Origin of the sequence: Agrobacterium vitis, assembly GCF_014926405.1 — a bacterium.
Classification (GTDB): domain Bacteria; phylum Pseudomonadota; class Alphaproteobacteria; order Rhizobiales; family Rhizobiaceae; genus Allorhizobium; species Allorhizobium vitis_H.
Map to the genome: position 1 here is coordinate 2,089,662 of NZ_JACXXJ020000005.1, position 17,011 is coordinate 2,106,672.

The 17,011-nt window shown below is 60.4% G+C and carries 13 protein-coding genes; 2 read left to right on the forward strand and 11 right to left on the reverse strand.

Features of this window, described 5'->3' with window-relative positions; translation table 11 throughout:
* The first annotated feature begins 32 nt into the window (after positions 1-32).
* A complete protein-coding gene (locus tag IEI95_RS21025; RefSeq protein ID WP_071585332.1) occupies positions 33-2,405 on the forward strand; it encodes a PAS domain-containing sensor histidine kinase in 2,373 nt (790 codons plus the stop codon).
* Here the strand turns inward: IEI95_RS21025 and IEI95_RS21030 are convergent.
* The 4 genes from IEI95_RS21030 to IEI95_RS21045 all read right to left on the reverse strand — a co-directional run bounded on the left by IEI95_RS21030 (position 2,378) and on the right by IEI95_RS21045 (position 9,270).
* A complete protein-coding gene (locus IEI95_RS21030; RefSeq protein WP_420360307.1) occupies positions 2,378-5,389 on the reverse strand; it encodes a bifunctional [glutamine synthetase] adenylyltransferase/[glutamine synthetase]-adenylyl-L-tyrosine phosphorylase in 3,012 nt (1,003 codons plus the stop codon). The two genes, IEI95_RS21025 and IEI95_RS21030, sit on opposite strands and share 28 nt — an antisense overlap.
* A 66-nt stretch (positions 5,390-5,455) precedes the next feature.
* Complete coding sequence (locus IEI95_RS21035; protein ID WP_194416949.1) at positions 5,456-6,862, reverse strand: sensor histidine kinase; 1,407 nt, start codon at positions 6,860-6,862, stop codon at positions 5,456-5,458.
* A gap of 9 nt (positions 6,863-6,871) precedes the next feature.
* On the reverse strand, positions 6,872-7,606 hold the full coding sequence (locus tag IEI95_RS21040; RefSeq protein WP_420481804.1) for a response regulator transcription factor: 735 nt from the start codon (positions 7,604-7,606) through the stop codon (positions 6,872-6,874).
* A 113-nt stretch (positions 7,607-7,719) separates the two neighbouring features.
* Positions 7,720-9,270, reverse strand: a complete 1,551-nt coding sequence (locus IEI95_RS21045) for a Do family serine endopeptidase (RefSeq protein WP_156535172.1) — start codon at positions 9,268-9,270, stop codon at positions 7,720-7,722.
* Positions 9,271-9,510: 240 nt separating this feature from the next.
* Between IEI95_RS21045 and IEI95_RS21050 the strand changes: the two genes are divergently transcribed.
* Positions 9,511-9,801 carry a hypothetical protein gene (locus tag IEI95_RS21050; RefSeq protein WP_156535170.1) on the forward strand — a complete coding sequence of 97 codons (291 nt, stop codon included), beginning with the start codon at positions 9,511-9,513 and terminating at the stop codon, positions 9,799-9,801.
* 60 nt (positions 9,802-9,861) lie between these two features.
* On the opposite strand, the gene IEI95_RS21055 is transcribed toward IEI95_RS21050, so the two are convergent.
* From IEI95_RS21055 to IEI95_RS21085, 7 genes are all read right to left on the reverse strand, one after another.
* A complete protein-coding gene (locus IEI95_RS21055) occupies positions 9,862-10,320 on the reverse strand; it encodes a cytochrome c-type biogenesis protein (protein ID WP_156535168.1) in 459 nt (152 codons plus the stop codon).
* Complete coding sequence (locus tag IEI95_RS21060) at positions 10,317-12,320, reverse strand: heme lyase CcmF/NrfE family subunit (RefSeq protein ID WP_194416950.1); 2,004 nt, start codon at positions 12,318-12,320, stop codon at positions 10,317-10,319. The genes IEI95_RS21055 and IEI95_RS21060 overlap by 4 nt, the downstream gene beginning before the upstream one ends.
* Positions 12,317-12,766 (reverse strand): cytochrome c maturation protein CcmE, encoded by a 450-nt coding sequence (gene ccmE, locus IEI95_RS21065; RefSeq protein WP_194416951.1) that lies wholly within the window; start codon positions 12,764-12,766, stop codon positions 12,317-12,319. The genes IEI95_RS21060 and ccmE overlap by 4 nt, the downstream gene beginning before the upstream one ends.
* On the reverse strand, positions 12,763-13,911 hold the full coding sequence (ccmI, locus tag IEI95_RS21070) for a c-type cytochrome biogenesis protein CcmI (RefSeq protein WP_156535164.1): 1,149 nt from the start codon (positions 13,909-13,911) through the stop codon (positions 12,763-12,765). Before ccmI ends, ccmE begins: the two co-directional genes overlap by 4 nt.
* Before the next feature lie 237 nt (positions 13,912-14,148).
* Positions 14,149-14,568: an RT0821/Lpp0805 family surface protein gene (locus IEI95_RS21075; protein ID WP_156535162.1), complete on the reverse strand. Its 420-nt coding sequence runs from the start codon at positions 14,566-14,568 to the stop codon at positions 14,149-14,151.
* Between the two features lie 231 nt (positions 14,569-14,799).
* Positions 14,800-16,215, reverse strand: a complete 1,416-nt coding sequence (locus IEI95_RS21080) for an ATP-binding protein (RefSeq protein WP_015915394.1) — start codon at positions 16,213-16,215, stop codon at positions 14,800-14,802.
* A complete protein-coding gene (locus IEI95_RS21085; protein WP_060715959.1) occupies positions 16,216-16,890 on the reverse strand; it encodes a response regulator transcription factor in 675 nt (224 codons plus the stop codon).
* Positions 16,891-17,011: the final 121 nt, after the last annotated feature.

Consider the following 17,011-nt stretch of genomic DNA (forward strand, 5'->3'; position numbering starts at 1 on the left):
CCGAATCAGGACGAGGGATCAAGGCAGGGACAATGGCAAACGTGCAGCGGGCGACCGCAGCCGATGATCGGTTGCGACCGGAATTTCCCGGATATCTGTCATTTCTGGATGCGGTCAAGAACCACGGAGGCGTTGCATACGTCGTCCGAAGCCTTTCGATTTCCAATACTGATGCGGCTCTTCGCCAAGTCATTCCTATTCTGGTGGTTGCTTTTCTGATCGTCATCGCCATGGCACGCGGCATGGGGCTTGTCTCGGAATATGCGCGAATGGAAAGCGCCATCCGTCATTCCACCGCGATGATGGCCTCTGCGGCGGCGGCCGCCTTATCATCCGGCCCCGAGCTTCCGGCAGAACTTGGCAGGGATAAGGCAGAAGCGCTGATCAAGCGCTTCTTGCCACCCAATCTTCTCGATGACGAAAGCTTCGTTCTCTTGCTCGACCCTGAAGGCAGGGTGGTCGCCAGTTCCGGCAATGGCAGCAGTTTTGTCGGCATGCAGATCATGGCGCTGTTTCCGCAAGTCGCGGTGCTCCGTAATTTCGGAGACCAGACGGGCGCGGTAGAAACCGACATCAACGGCTTTCGCCATATCGCCGTGCTGACCCCAACCGGCACGGACGGCGCCCTGGTATTGGCCGCCCATTCGCTGAAATCCGCCGCCGATTACTGGCGGGCGGAACTCGCCCTCAACGTCACACTGTTTTCCGCCATCTCGCTGATCCTGATGGGCATTCTCTATGCCTATTTCGCCCAGGCAAAACGGGCGCGGGAAACCTCTGACGTGTTTGTCGATTCCAACCGCCGGGTCGAAACCGCCCTGTCTCGCGGTCGCTGCGGATTGTGGGATTTCGACCTCGCCAGCCGAAAACTGGTCTGGTCGCGCTCGATGTTTGACATTCTCGGCCTACCGCCGTCCAACGAACCGCTCGGCTTTGCCGACGCTGCCCGGCTGATGCACCCCGATGACGGCAATCTTTATGCGCTGGCCCGCACCATTGGCCGGGATGGCGACCGCCATATCGACCAGGTGTTTCGCATGCGTCACGCCAATGGCCATTATGTCTGGCTGCGCGCCCGCGCCCAGGTGATCCGCACCAGTTCCGGCAGCCCGCATGTGATCGGCATCGCGATGGACGTGACGGAGCAGCACCGGCTGGCACAGCGCTATGCCGAGGCCGACCAGCGGCTGGCCGATGCCATCGAATGCACCTCGGAAGCCTTCGTGCTCTGGGACAAAAACGACCGGCTGGTGATGTGCAATGCCCATTTCCAGCATGTCTACGGCCTGCCCGATAGCGTGCTGGTGCCAGGCGTCGAGCGCGCCGTGGTCGATGCGGCGGCTGCCCGACCCATCATTCAACGGCGCATTGCCGATCCCTCAGCCAAGGGAAGCTCGCGGACTACCGAGCTACAACTGGCCGACGAGCGTTGGCTGCAAATCAACGAGCGGCGCACCCGCGATGGTGGCCTGGTCTCTGTCGGTACCGATATTACTCTGCTGAAGCGCCATCAGGAGCGGCTACGCGAGCAAGAGCGCCGGCTGATGGCGACCATTGGCGACCTGTCTTCGTCGCAGAAAAAGCTGGAACGGCAAAAGGCGGAACTGTCGGAAGCCAACGAGAAATATCTGGCCGAAAAACAACGCGCCGAAGCCGCCAACAAGGCCAAGTCGGAGTTCCTCGCGAATATGTCGCATGAGTTGCGCACGCCGCTCAACGCCATCCTCGGCTTTTCCGAAATCCTCTCCACCGGCATGTTCGGGCCGATCGGCTCGCCGAAATACGGCGAATATGCGCGCGATATCCACGATAGCGGCAAGCACCTTCTCAACGTCATCAACGACATTCTCGACATGTCGAAGATTGAGGCAGGCCATATGCTGCTGAGATGCGAAAATGTCGATTTCGCCTCGCTGATTGATGAGACCCTGCGACTGACGACGATTTCCGCCAAGGACAAGAATATCGCCATTGAGCAACGCATCGCGTCGGGCCTGGCCATGACCGCCGACCGGCGCGCCCTGAAGCAGATCCTGCTCAACATCCTGTCGAACGCAGTGAAATTCACCAATGAAGGCGGACGGATTTCCGTGCGCGCCCACAAGATCGATGGTGCCGTGCGGCTTCTGGTGTCGGATACCGGCATCGGCATTCCCAAACAGGCCATCAGCAAGATCGGCCAGCCCTTCGAGCAGGTGCAGAGCCAATATGCCAAGAGCAAGGGCGGATCGGGCCTGGGTCTGGCGATTTCCCGCTCGCTGATCATGCTGCATGGCGGCAGCCTGCGGATTCGCTCACGCGAGGGCAAGGGGACGGTCGTCTCGATCAACGTGCCGGATAGCCCCTCACCACTTCCCCCCTGCCGCAAATCCGCCGCTCAGGGCCGGGTGCTGACAACCGTCTGAAAAATCCGCCGAACCGCCTTGGACAGTCGTTTCAACTCGGCCTCCAGCACTTTCAGGTCCGGGCAATCGGCAACCCGCAGGACGACATCGATCAGGCCCGCTGGCGCATCCTGCGGCCTGAATCCTCCCTCGACACAGGCCCTGATTGCCTGCGACAGTTCCGTGTAGAGCGTGAGGGCTGCAACGCAGAGATCGAGATCACCCGCATCCATCGCCCGCTCACCACCCTGCTTCAAACGCTGGGCGGTGGTGATATCCGCCTGCGAAAATCCCGGCCCGTCCTGTGCCTTCACTCCATGAACCGGTTCTATCAGGGCCAGATATTGAGCGAGAAATTCCAGGTCGACCAATCCGCCGGGTATCAGTTTAAGGTCCCATCCGTCCTTAGGCGGCTTTTCGGTGTCGATCAGGCTGCGCATCTCACTAACATCGGCTGCAATCGCGGCGCGGTCGCGGGTCTGCGCCAGGATATCGACAATGATGGTTTGCGCCTTGGCAACCAGCGGGCCATCGCCGGTGATCAGCCGGGCGCGGGTCAGTGCCATATGCTCCCAGGTCCAGGCCTCCTCACGCTGATAGCGCTCGAAAGCTCTCAGCCGGGTTGCCACCGGCCCCTTGTTGCCGGAAGGGCGAAGCCGCATGTCTACCTCATAGAGCACGCCTTCTGCAGTCGGTGCGGACAAGGCTGCAATCAACCGCTGGGTCAGACGGGTATAATAGCGCACGGCATCGAGCGGCTTTGCTCCATCGCTCTCCCCGGCACTGGCTCCAGCGTCATCATCATACTCATAAAGCAGGATCAGATCGACGTCGGAACCTGCCGTCAGTTCCCGCGAGCCAAGCTTGCCCATGCCGACCAGTGCCAGTTGCCCGCCAGCGATCCGGCCATGCACCCGTTCCACTTCACGGCGCACGGCGTCGAAGGCCTGCTCGATCACCAGATCGGCGAGATCGGTAAAGGCATGACCTGCCACCGTTCCAGAAATCGCCCCGGTCATCAGGCGAATGCCAATCAGGAAACGCTGTTCGGCGGCAAAGATCCGCAGGCGGTCCAGCAATTCCTCGTAATTCGAAACACCGCCAATAAAAGCATCGAGCCGCATGGCGAGATAATCGCGCGTCGGCAGATCGGCCATCAGACCGGGGTCGAGCATGCCATCAAAAACATGCGGGCGGCTGGCAATGGTGGCGGCAAGCCGGGGCGCGGCGGCCATGATGGTAACGATCAGTTCCAGCAGTGCCGGGTTGTTGCCAAGCAGAGAAAACAGCTGGATACCGGCGGGAAGGCCCGACAGAAACGCATCGAACCGCAACAGCGCCTCATCGGCGCGGCGGCTTTCGCCAAATGCCTTGAGGAGACGCGGGGTCAGCTCCGTCAACCGTTCGCGGGCCTCCACCGATTGCGTGGCGCGGTAGCGTCCGTAATGCCAGGTGCGGATCACTCGCGAAATGTCTTCAGGTCGCTGAAAACCGAGCTTTTCCAGGGTCTTCAGCGTATCGGGATCATCCTTCTGACCGGTAAACACCAGATTGCCGCCGATAGAAAGATCATCTTCCTGTTCAAACAACTGACCGTAACGCCGCTCCACCAGCCGCAGCCGTTTTTCCAGGGCCTGCGAAAAGCCCGCCGGTGTGTCGAAACCGCACATCAGCGCGATCCGCTTCAACTCAGTCTCGGTGGTCGGCAGCGTATGGCTCTGCTCGTCATGCACCATCTGGATGCGGTGCTCGATATCCCGCAGGAACCAATAGGCCTCCGTCAGTTCATCGCGGGTGGTCGCATCGATCCAGCGGGCCTGTTCCAACGCCGCCAGTGCTGCCTCGGTGCCGCGCACCCGCAGATCCGGCATCCGTCCGCCAGCGATCAATTGCTGGGTCTGGGCGAAAAATTCGATCTCGCGAATGCCGCCGCGCCCAAGCTTGATATTGTGGCCCTTGACCGCAATCGCACCGTGGCCCCGGTGGCTATGGATCTGCCGCTTGATCGAGTGAATATCGGCAATCGCCGCATAATCGAGATATTTTCGAAACACGAAAGGTGCCAATTCCTTGAGAAAGGCCTGACCTGCGGCAAGATCCCCTGCCAGCGCCCGGGCCTTGATAAAGGCGGCCCGCTCCCAGTTTTGCCCACGTCCCTCATAATAAATCAGCGCTGCCTCAACCGGCATGGCAAGCGGTGTGGCCCCCGGATCGGGCCTTAGCCTCAAATCGGTGCGGAACACATAGCCATCACCGGTGCGCTCCTGCAGAATGCGGATCAACCGGCGCATCATCCGGCCATAGGTTTCGGTTGCTTCCTCGGGCGCAACCAGGATTGCCGCATCCGGCTCGAAAAACACCACGAGATCAATGTCCGACGAATAGTTCAGCTCAAACGCGCCAAGCTTGCCCATGCCCAGCACGATCAGGCCGCTGTGTTTCGATGGCGCGTCGCGGTCGATAAGCCGCAACTTGCCCGCCTCATGGCCCGCCAGCAAAAGATGGTCGATGGCGCAGGCGATTGCCGCATCCGCCATTCGCGACAGCCATAGCGTCGTCTGGCGGGGATGAAACAATCGGCCCAGATCGGCCAGTGCCAGCAAAAAGGACAGGCCCCGCTTGGCCTGACGCAACCTGGTCATCACCATGGCCTCGGTCGGCGGCACTCCTCCCTGCTCCGGTCGCCAGGCATGGCGCGCATGCTCCACCAACCCATTCAGGCTCTCCTCCAAAGGGGTATGCAGCGCGCGCAGAAGCAAATCAGGACGCAGCGCCGCCGTCTCACGCAGATAGGGAGACAGCGTCAAGGCAGCGATAATGAAGGATTTGAGCGGCGTCTCATCCGAAAGCAAGGCTGCGATCTCAGGCGTGTCCCTGCCAAGCTCCTTCAGCACAGCAAGGATAGCCTTGGTCTCGACCTTGTTCAGCGGTTTGACGACATCTTCGGCGACATCGCGCAGAAAGACGGTTTCCGGCGAAACGGGCTGATCCTTGGGCATGCACATCCTCCATCCCGCCTGTTTATGTCGGTCCTGCCTTTTACAAAGCGGCCATAGCGGGTTGGGAGAAGTTTATGCGGTTACACGCGGAAAGACCATGGTGGCCGTCAGTCCGGGACACTCGGAATTGGCCGTATCGGTATCGCTCAGCTCCAGTCTGCCGCCATGCAGCGCCATCACCGCCTCGACCAGCGACAGGCCAAGACCGGTGCCCGGTTTACTGCGGCTTTCATCCAGCCGCACGAAACGCTTGACGACATCTTCCCGGCGCTCCGCCGCGATGCCGGGGCCATGGTCGCAGACGCTGAGGCGGGCCTCGCCGTTCGCTGCCGTCACCAGTTCGACGCGGATTTCGCTGCCGCCTTCACCCGCATATTTGATGGCATTGTCGAGCAGATTGAAAATCGCCTGACCGATCAGTTCGCGATTGCCCCGCACAGTGATGCCGGGGACAATAGCGCTTGCCAGCACATAGCCCGCCTCCTCGGCCACCGGCTCGTAAAGCTCAGCGGTATCAGCAGCAATGGTGGAGGCATCGAGGTCGGAAAGCTCGGCGGCAATCGAGCCTGCCTCTACGCGAGAAATCATCAACAGCGCGTTGAACGTGCGGATCAACTGATCCGATTCGCCGATAATCCCTTCTAGCGCCTGACGGCGCAGCAGGTCATCATCCTCGGCCAGCGCATCGGCGGCCTTGTTGCGCAGCCGGGTCAGCGGCGTCTTCAGATCATGCGCTATATTGTCGGAGACTTGGCGAAGGCCCTCGTTGAGCTTTTCAATCCGCTCCAGCATATCGTTCAGCGAGCGCGACAGCCGGTCAAATTCATCGCCGGAACCGGAGACCGGCAGACGCTGGCCAAGATCCCCCGCCATGATCTTCTTGCTCGCCGCAGACACCCGGTCGATGCGCTTTAGGGCATTGCGACCGATGGCAAACCAGATCACCAAAGCCCCTGCCCCCATGATCGCCAGCGCCACCATCAGCGCCTTGCGCACCAGAATGCGGAATTTGGTCGGCTCACCCAGATCCCGCCCGACCAGAATGCGCAGCCCATTGTCCAGCGCCAGCACATTGGCAATCGCCAGATGCGGGCGGGCAGGCCTTGTTTCGGCATAGCGGTTATAAGCGAAGGGAAAATTCGTCCAGCCCTCGCGGTCCAGTACGCCCGGCTCGACGGAGCTGACATTGCCCGCCAGAAATTCGCCGTTTGGCCCGGCAATGACATAGAGATTGGCACCGGGCTGACGCATGCGCCGCTCCATCAGCCGCAGCAGATTTTCGACGCCACCTTTTTCATAAGCGCGCTCGATTTCGGTCACTTCCTGTTGCAGGCTCTCTCGCGTCTGCTGATTGAGCAGCCGTTCCGAAAGCGCCGTGACATAGATCACCAGAAGGGCGGCGCAAAGCGCGAACAGAATGATGTAAAGCGCCGAAAGCCTGACGGCGGTAGACTTGAACAGAAATCCGGCACGCGACATCAGGGTTCGTCAGCTTTCGTCTTTGATCATATAGCCGGCACCGCGCACTGTCTTCAGCAGCGGCCGGTCGAAATCCTTTTCGATCTTGGAGCGCAGCCGCGACACATGCACGTCGATGACATTGGTCTGCGGATCGAAATGATAGTCCCAGACATGTTCCAGCAGCATGGTGCGTGTCACCACCTGCCCGGCATTCTTCATCAGATATTCCAGCAGGCGGAACTCACGCGGCTGAAGCAGGATTTCCTTGCCCGCCCGGCGCACTTCATGGGAAAGCCGGTCAAGCTCCAGATCGCCGACCCGGTAAATCATGTCCTGTTCCGGCGTCCCCTTGCGTCGCCCCAGGACTTCAATCCGGGCCAGAAGCTCGGAAAAGGCATAGGGCTTGGGCAGGTAATCGTCGCCACCGGCGCGAAGGCCAGTCACCCGGTCATCGACCTGGCCAAGGGCAGACAGGATCAGCACCGGCGTATTGATGCTGCGCTTGCGTAATTCTGAAATCACCGACAAGCCATCGCGGCGCGGCAGCATCCGGTCGATAATCATCACGTCATAGGTATTTTCGCAGCCCATGAACAGGCCCGCCTCGCCATCACTGGCGTGGTCGGCCATGATCCCCGCCTCACGGAAGGCCTTGGTCATGTAAGCGGCGGCTTCAAGATCGTCTTCGATCACAAGTATTTTCATGCGTGCGACATTAGTGCCCGCATTGCCCGATGCACAGCCTGTTTTACCGGTTTCCATGGTTTGTCCCGTCCCGAATGCCATGATCTGCGCCTCTTCGTTCACGAAAACACATCCTGCCGGAAGATTTGGCGGCGACTGAAATGGTCCAGCCGCCGCCAGAGGCCTGATCATCAGCCCTGGTTGATCGGCAGGGCGATGAAGCGGCTGCCATTGTCGGTTTCCACCTGGAAGAGCGCCTTGGTGCGACCGTCCTTCTTGGCCTGTTCCAGGATCTTCTTGACCTCGGCGGCGCTGGAGACCTGCTGGTTGTTAACGGACGTGATCTTCTGGCCCGTCTTCAGCCCCTTGTCGGCAGCGTCGGAATCCGGATCGACATTGGTGATCGTCAGGCCCTTGCCGTCATCGGCACGCTGGACAGTGACTCCGAGATTGGCAAGCGCCTGCTCGGTGGCCGGTGCATTCTGTTCGGGCGCGCCCTGGTCCTCATCACCGCTGGCCGTTTCCTTTTCAGCAGGCAAGGTGCCGAGATCGACCTTGACGGCAGTCGGCTTGCCATTGCGCCAGATCGAAATATCGACCTTGGTATTGGGCGGGAAGGCAGCAATGCGCTTGGCGAGGTCACGCGGGTCCTTGACCGGATCGCCATTCACAGCGGTAATCACGTCGCCCTGCTTGATACCGGCCTTTTCACCGGGAGAACCGGTTTGCGGCTCAGCCACCAGCGCACCCTTGGCATCGGCCAGACCGAGCGATTCGGCGATATCCTTGGTGACGGGCTGGATCTGCACGCCAAGCCAGCCGCGCTGCACCGAGCCATGCTTGATCAATTCAGCAACCACATCCTTGGCAGTCGCCGCCGGAATAGCGAAGGCGATGCCGACGCTACCGCCCGATGGCGAGAAGATCGCCGTGTTGATCCCGACCACCTTGCCGCTGAGGTTGAAGTCCGGTCCACCCGAATTGCCCCGGTTTACCGGTGCGTCAATCTGGATGTAATCGTCATAAGGACCGGAGCCGATATCACGGCCAAAAGCCGAAACGATACCCGAGGTCACGGTTCCGCCGAGACCGAAAGGATTGCCGACAGCCACGACCCAGTCACCAACGCGGATCTTCTCGTCCTGCGCCCATTCGACATAGGTGAATTTCTTGGTCGGCTGATCGACCTTCAAAACGGCAAGGTCAGTGCGCGGGTCCTTACCGACCAGCTTGGCATCATATTCGGTGCCGTCATTCATCACCACTGTATAGGCCTGGCCATCGGAAACCACGTGATTGTTGGTCACGACATAGCCGTCCTCAGAGATGAAGAAGCCCGACCCCTGGGCAATTGGACGAAGCTTGCCATGACGCTCGGCATGCGGGCCACCCTTGGGGCCTCCTGGACCACCCGGACCGCCGGGGCCTGGCATGCCCCATTCCTTGAAGAAGCGCTTCAGCGGATCGGGAAGCTGGTCGAAATCACGGCCATTGAAGGAGAAATTGCTGCCGTCCTCGGAGGCCTGCTGCACATCCGATTTGACGCGGATGGAGACAACAGCGGGGGAAACGGCGCTGACCAGATCAGCAAAGCTCGGCACCTGCGGCGCCTGAACCTCGACGGGCGCGGCCAGCGCAGGCGTTACCGTCACGGCACCCGCCAGCATCAGGGCCGCCAGCCCTGCCGCGGTACCTGCCCGCAGCCTGGAAGTAACGGAGCGATTATGGAAGGATTTCGACATGGATCTCTACCTTATCTTGTTCTGGTTGGCATCGTATCGTGCGAAGACCGGAGCGACCCGGCTTCAGGCGGTGGATGACAAAGATATAGGATGGATCACGTTACAACGAACTGTCCGGAACATGAAAAATTGGTAATGCGGAAATTTACGCGCCGGAAAGGTTTTTCAATAGGTTCGATGACGGGCGCTTGATAAAGTTTGGACGGCCTTTACACATCCTGAGCCGATCCGGGGATTTCTATGCATCGTATTTCACTCTGTTTATTCGCGGCAATACTGACAGGCTGCGCCGCCGCCCCGCACAAGGAGATTGGCGCCATTCGTTTGGTAACAGACGCCAAAGGACGTCCCGCAAAGATCTATATGGAAAAATCAACCGGCAACGCGATAACCGATCGTCGAGTCATGCTTTTCATGCGCACAACTTTCGCCAAGCGCGTGCCAGCCCCGCTTCCCAACCATGTCTATCGTCAAGGCGTGAGTGGCGTGGCGAGCGATCACCCCACAACGATCGAGATCCCGCTTTTCTGACAGGGACATATCCCCGCGTCCTGCCGCAGGACTCCTGCCGGTTTTCGTGGGAACCGGCCCCTATTCTTCCAAGAGCCGCTTCAACCGCGCCTCTTCATCCGCACTCAACGGCTGCGCCGCAGCCACGCTCCTGCGTCGGCGGCTGTAGGCAAAGGCTGCGCCCACGCCGACGACAAGCAACAGGCCGGGCGCGCCCCATAGCAGCAAGGTCTCTGACGTCAATCGCGGCTTCAGCAGCACGAATTCACCATAGCGCGACACCAGATAGCGGATGACGTCATCATCGCTATCGCCCTTGACGATCCGCTCGCGCACCAGAAGCCGGAGGTCGCGGGCGAGTTCGGCATTGCTGTCGTCGATGGATTGATTCTGACAGACCATGCAGCGCAATTGCCCCGACAGGTGCCGGGCACGGGCCTCCAAGGCCGGGTCTTTCAGCATTTCATCGGGATTGACGGCAAAGGCGGGCTGGACCAGCAACAGCCAGAAGCCGAGGAAGATGGCAAAAAGCTCCCTCATTCCGCCGCCTCCAGGCCCTTGACGGCACCATTGGCCGCCACTGCCTTTGCCTTGCGGTTTGGAGCACCGACGCGCAAACGCCGGTCGGAGAGCGAGACGAAGCCGCCGATCATCATCACCAGCGCCCCGCCCCAGATGCAGAGAATCCAGGGCTTCCACCAGATTCGCACCACCATGCCGCCATCGGCCATGGCATCGCCAAGCGAAACGTAAAGCTGGCTAAAGCCGAAACTACGGATACCCGCCTCTGTGGTGGGCATGCGTCTTGCCGTATAAAGCCGTTTCGACGACCAGACATCGCCCTCGGAGACCCCACCGCGCCGGATGGTGAAATGGCCGCGATCCTCGGTATAATTCGGTCCCTTGGCGGAGCGCAGCCCGTCATAGGTCAGGGAAAAGCCCCCGGCCTCCACGGTCTGACCGGGCTTCATCTCCACCACCATTTCACTCTCAAACGTGGTGACAGCAACAATGCCCAACACAGTGACGCCGAGGCCAAAATGCGCGAGCGCCGTGCCGAAAGCCGAGCGCGGCAGACCGATCAACCGGCGGAAGGCGACGCTTGCCGTCTGCTTGCCGAAAGCCGAACGAAAAGCAAGATCGGCCAGCGCACCGAACATCAGGAAAAAGCCCGCGGCAAGCCCCAGCACGGACAGAACCGGGCCACCATTCTGGAGATAATAGAACACAAGCCCAACCAGAAAGGCCAGCGCCGCCACCAGATAAAGCCGTTGCAGCGCCCCTAGCAGATCGCCGCGCTTCCAGGCCAGCATAGGCCCGAATGGAACAGCGACGAGGAGCGGGATCATCAGCAGGCCGAAGGTCAGGTTGAAGAAGGGTGCGCCAACCGAGATCTTCTCACCGGTCAGGGTTTCCAGCAGCAGCGGATAGAGCGTGCCGATCAGCACGGTCGCGGTCGACACCGTCAGGATCAGGTTATTCAACACCAGTGCGCCTTCGCGCGAAATCGGCTGGAACAGCCCGCCCGCCTTCAAATGCGGCGCGCGCAGCATGAACAAAAACAATGCACCGCCGATGAACAGGATGAGGATAGCCAGAATGAAAATCCCACGGCTGGGATCGGTGGCAAAAGCATGCACCGAGGTCAATACGCCGGATCGCACCAGGAATGTGCCAAGCAGCGACAGCGAGAAGGTGAGGATGGCGAGCAGCACCGTCCAGATTTTCAGGGCATCACGCTTTTCCATCACCAGCGCCGAATGCAACAGCGCAATGCCTGCCAGCCAGGGCATGAAGGAGGCGTTCTCAACCGGGTCCCAGAACCACCAGCCGCCCCAACCCAGCTCGTAATAGGCCCAGTAGGAGCCCATGGCGATGCCCGCCGTCAGGAAGGTCCAGGCCGCCAGCGTCCAGGGCCTGACCCAGCGCGCCCAGGCGGCATCGATCCGCCCGTCGATCAGGGCGGCGATGGCAAAGGAAAAACAGACGGAGAAGCCGACATAGCCGAGATAAAGCAGCGGCGGATGAATGGCGAGGCCGGGGTCCTGCAAAACCGGATTGAGATCCTGCCCCTCAGCAGGGGCCGGATTGAGGCGGATGAAGGGATTGGAGGTGATCAGGATGAACAGGATGAAGGCCGTGGAAATCCAGGCCTGAACGCCGAGCACATTGGCTTTCAGCCGGTCGGGCAGATTGCTGCCGAACAGGGCGACCAGCGCCGAAAACAGCGTCAGGATCAACAGCCACAGCATCATCGATCCCTCGTGATTACCCCAGACAGCCGAGAAGCGATAGATGGCGGGCATCAGCGAATGGGAATTCTGATAGGCATTCAGCAGCGAGAAATCCGAGACCAGATAGGCGTAAGCCAGCACACCAAAGGCAAACAGCACCAACGCAAACAGCGCATAGGTACCGGTAACCGCCGTCTGCATCATGGCGGTATCGCCCCTGCGGGCGCCCAGCATCGGCAGGACCGAGAGCAGGAGTGCGGCGGCCAGCGCCAGCACCAGCGCGTAATGGCCGATCTCAATGATCATTTCGCCTCTCCCTCGCCCTTCCAGACGCCGTCCTTCTTCATCCGGTCGGCAACTTCCTTCGGCATATAATTCTCGTCATGCTTGGCCAGAACCGTATCGGCATCAAACAGCGTGCCGCCAGCGCCAAACACGCCTTCCGTCACCACGCCCTGCCCTTCACGAAACAGATCCGGCAGAATGCCCGTATAGGTCACCGGCACCGTGGCCGTACCATCGGTCACGGCAAAACTGACGGTGGAACCGGTGTCGCGCTTGACCGAGCCTTCCGCCACCAGTCCGCCCAGCCGGATGCGGGTGCCCGGCCCGACCGGTGTCTTGGCGAGATCGGAAGGCATGTAGAAATAGGCGATGGACTGGCCGAAAGCGAACAGAACCAGCAGCACGGCCGCCATGATGAAACCGACGCCCCCGACGATGACGGCCAGACGTTTCTGCTTGCGGGTCATTTCAGCGCCTCCTCGACCGGCAATCCCAATTGCTGCGCCATGGCGATCAGCTGCTTGCCTTGCTCCCCGTCGGCGGGGAAGGTCTTCAACCCGGTTTTCAAGGCCTCGAGCGCCCGCTGGTTGTCCTTCAACACGGTATAGGAGCGCACCAGCCGCACCCAGCCTTCGAAATTGTTTGGATCGGTTTTCAGCTTGGCATCCAGGCTTTCAACCATGCCCTTTATCATCGCCTGACGGTCGCCGTCCGGCAAGCCCTGGGCTGCGGCCACAGCGGCGGCATCGGGATTTCCGAGGGGTGCCGCCGTTGCCGCAGCCTGAGGATCATTGCGGGCGATATGCCGGGCGACCAGCGGTTGCCACGGGGCATTGGGCGGGGATTGGGCCGCAATCGCCTTAAAGGCGGCCAGCGCCTCGTCGCGTTTGCCGGATTGTTCCAGCGCCAGCGCCAGATAATAGGTGGCACGCGGATTGTCGCGGTTCAGCGCCACGGATTGCGAAAACAGATCGCGTGCGGCATCGGTCACCACGCCGTCGCTCTGGGCGATCAGCGCTTCGCCAAGCCCGTTGAGCCGCTCGGGGCTGGCGCCCTTCAACCGGATAGCGTTGCGAAAGGCCAGTTCCGCCTCGCCCATGCGGTTTTGTTGCAGATAGATGGGAGCCAGTACATCCCAGCCTGCACCATCATCGGGCTTTTGCATCAGATGGCGTTCAGCCTGGGCAATCAACAGGCTCATGTCATTGCCGGGATTTTCCAACCGGGCCTGCAAGGGTTGTGATGGCAGGCCGGGACTGCCGAGGGCAAGATAAAGCCCAAGGCCGACTGCTGGTACCAGCAGAACAACAAAGGCCTGCGCCAGACCATTGCGCGAGGTTTTGCGAGGCGCACTTTTGACAGCCTGAGTTTCATCACCCTTATCGGCGGCCAGAAGGCGGCGGGCAATCTCGGCGCGGGCATAATCCACCTGCTCGGCGGAAATCAACCCGCCCGCCCGGTCACGCTCCAGTTCCTGCAATTGATCACGATAGACGGCCATCGCACCATCACGGGTCTCGCGCTCGCCACGCTGCTGCGCTCGCGTCAGTGGCAACAGAAAGGCTGCCGCAACGGCAAAGGTCAGAACAGCAATTTCAACCCAGAACAGCATAAGGCTCCCTAGAGTCTTTCAGCGAAACGCTGAAATGCTCTATCTCTTTTTTGTACGCATTTCCGGACGGAAAACCGTTTTACACTTTTCCTGGAAATGCTCCGAACCCGAAGGGTTCCATGACGTTTTGGAACGCCGTCCATACTATCGTGCAACTGATGACGTTTTAAACAACCGACCTTCCATCAGCCTTGACTTAAGTCAAGGGGAAGCTGCATCGACCCGCGATGATGTGATTCAGGTCAGAGGCGTCCATGTCCCGTCCTCATTGCGGCAGGCAACGCCGCGTGCCTCAACCGCTTTGCCATCGACGGTCACCTTGTGGCGATATTGGCGGCAGTTCTGATTGCCCACCTGATAAGGGGCTGCGGCCACCACTTCGCCGGAAACATCGTCATCGCGCCATGTCACCGTCTGGCCGCCGGGGGCCACTTCCAGGGCCTGATATTCGGCCGCCAGGGCCCGCTGCTTCTGGCTGTTGTCCAGTTCAGCACCGGTCCGCGACACAATGCCGCCCTGCAGCGCGTTGAGATAGAGCGAGCTTGAAGTGGTGGATTTGCCAAGCAAGCCGGTGCTGCCACCGGTCGTCTTGCAGGAGGTCAGTGCCAGGGCGCAGCCCAGCAGGGCAAATGCAAAACCGGTGCTGATCTTCCTCATAGCCTGCAATTCCAAATTCTGTTTTTCATGACATTTTGTGGGCAAACCACACGTTGCTATAGTCTCTTATGATAAGCCCGACACCGCACGACTTTGCAAGCCGCCATTTCGATCCCTGCCATAGAGTTTGCCAACTTGACATTTGTTAAACTGGAGCGTGTCAGGAAAAATCCGAATTCGGCTTTTCAATCCGACATCCGCTGGCAGACATCATCTGGCGCCAAAGCCACCTCACGCTCCGTCCCGCGACAGGGCCGGTAAAACCAGCCTGGCCAGCAGCCCCCCGTTGACGCCGCGCGACAGGCCAAGCTTGCCCTGGTATTCCGAGGTTATTTCCTTGACAATCGACAGGCCTAGCCCGGTCCCGGGCTTGCTTTCATCCAGCCGGCGACCGCGCTTCAGCGCCTCGCCGATCTGATCCGGGTCAAGACCCGGGCCGTCATCCTCGACGATGATTTCCAGCCAAGCCCTACGACCCGGATCGAGCCCAACTTCGCCGGTCGGCGCGATCCGGGCCGTCACCGTAACAGTGGTTTCTGAGTGCCGGGCAGCATTTTCCAGGAGGTTGCCAAGGATTTCCTCCAAATCCTGGCTTTCCATCGCCAGAACCAGGCCTTGCCCCGAGGCTTGGCTCTCCAGGTGAACCTCGAACTGCTTGTCCGGATTGAGCTTGCGCATCACCCGTACCAGGCGCTCCAGAACGGGTTCCACCTCGGCGCGAGACAGCACCGATTCGCGCTGGGCAGCGATGCGGGCGCGGTTGAGATAGGTGCCGACCTGGCTCTGCATGGCTGACGCCTGGGCCTTGATGACCTCGCCATGCGGCGGGTCGAGCACCCGCGCCTCGTTGAGCAGCACGGCAATCGGGGTCTTCAGCGAGTGGGCAAGATTGCCGACCTGCATGCGGGCGCGCTCGACAATGCGATGGTTACTATCGATCAGAGCGTTGATTTCATTGGCCAATGGCTCGATCTCACGGGGGAATTCACCCTCAATTCGTTCGGCCTCGCCGCCCCTGATCCGCTCCAGCGCCCGACGCGCCCGATCCAGCGGCTTCAGGCCGAAGATAATGGTAACGGCATTGACCAACAGGCCGCCGACCCCGAACATCGCCAGAACGGCGTAAAGCCGGTGGGAAAATCCGGTGATTTCGTCTTCCACCACTTTCAGATTGCCCGATACCCGGAACCGTGCCGCCCGGCCGGATTCGTCCAGGATAACCTCGGTCTCGGCGATCCGCAGCCGGTTGCCGAAACTGTCGGTCATGCCGTAAAAACGCTCGTAATTCTGGTCGAACGGGCTTTCCTCAAAGCTTGGCACCGGCAGATTGGTCAACCCCAATGAGGTGGAGGCCAGCGGCGCGGCATTGAAGGAACCGAGCGGCTCGACCAGCCAGTACCAGCCGGTTCCGGGCTGTGAAAACCTGAGATCGCCGAGCGCCGGACTGCCAGACAGGCTTTCACCATCGCCCACCGTGACGGAATTGACGACATTATAGAGCTGGGCGCGCAACAGATCGTTGAAGGAGCGCTCTGCCCCCTGCCGATACAGCGCCGAAATCACCACGGCCATCGTCACCAGCGCGATGATATACCAGAGAGTGGCTGACAGCAGGACGCGAAGGGTGAGAGAGTTGACCCGGAACACCTAGCCCTCGACGCTGTCAGGCGCTTTGATCCGGTAGCCTAGACCGCGCACGGTCTCGATCATGTCCAGACCGATCTTCTTGCGCAGCCGCCCGACAAACACTTCGATCGTGTTGGAATCGCGGTCGAAATCCTGGTCATACATATGCTCGACCAGTTCGGTGCGCGACACGACCTCCCCCATGTGATGCATGAGATAGGACAGCAGCCGGAATTCATGCGAGGTGAGTTTCAGCGCCTTGCCCGAAACCGTGACTTTGGAACTCTTGGTATCGAGCCGCACCGGCCCGCAGGCGATTTCCGAGGAGGCATGGCCGGCGGCACGGCGAATCAGCGCCCGGATGCGCGCCAGCACCTCTTCGACATGGAACGGCTTGGTGACATAGTCGTCGGCACCGGCATCGATACCGGATACCTTGTCGCTCCAACGGTCGCGGGCCGTCAGAATCAGCACGGGCATGACGCGCCCGGCAGAACGCCATTTCTCCAGCACGGTAATGCCATCCATGGTCGGCAGACCGATATCGAGGATCACGGCATCATAGGGCTCGGTATCACCGAGATAATGCCCCTCTTCGCCATCCATGGCCTGGTCGACCACATAGCCTGCCTCCTGAAGCGCTTCGACCAGCTGGCGGTTCAGGTTGACATCGTCCTCGACGACGAGAATGCGCATTCTTCACTTCTCCGTTTTGCCATGCTGGCGCCAGCCGGGCGATCTTGCGTGCAGGCCCCGAAAACCAGGCCGCATGAGAAAAAATATCCAACAGATAGAAAGCCTTACACTACTCCTTGGC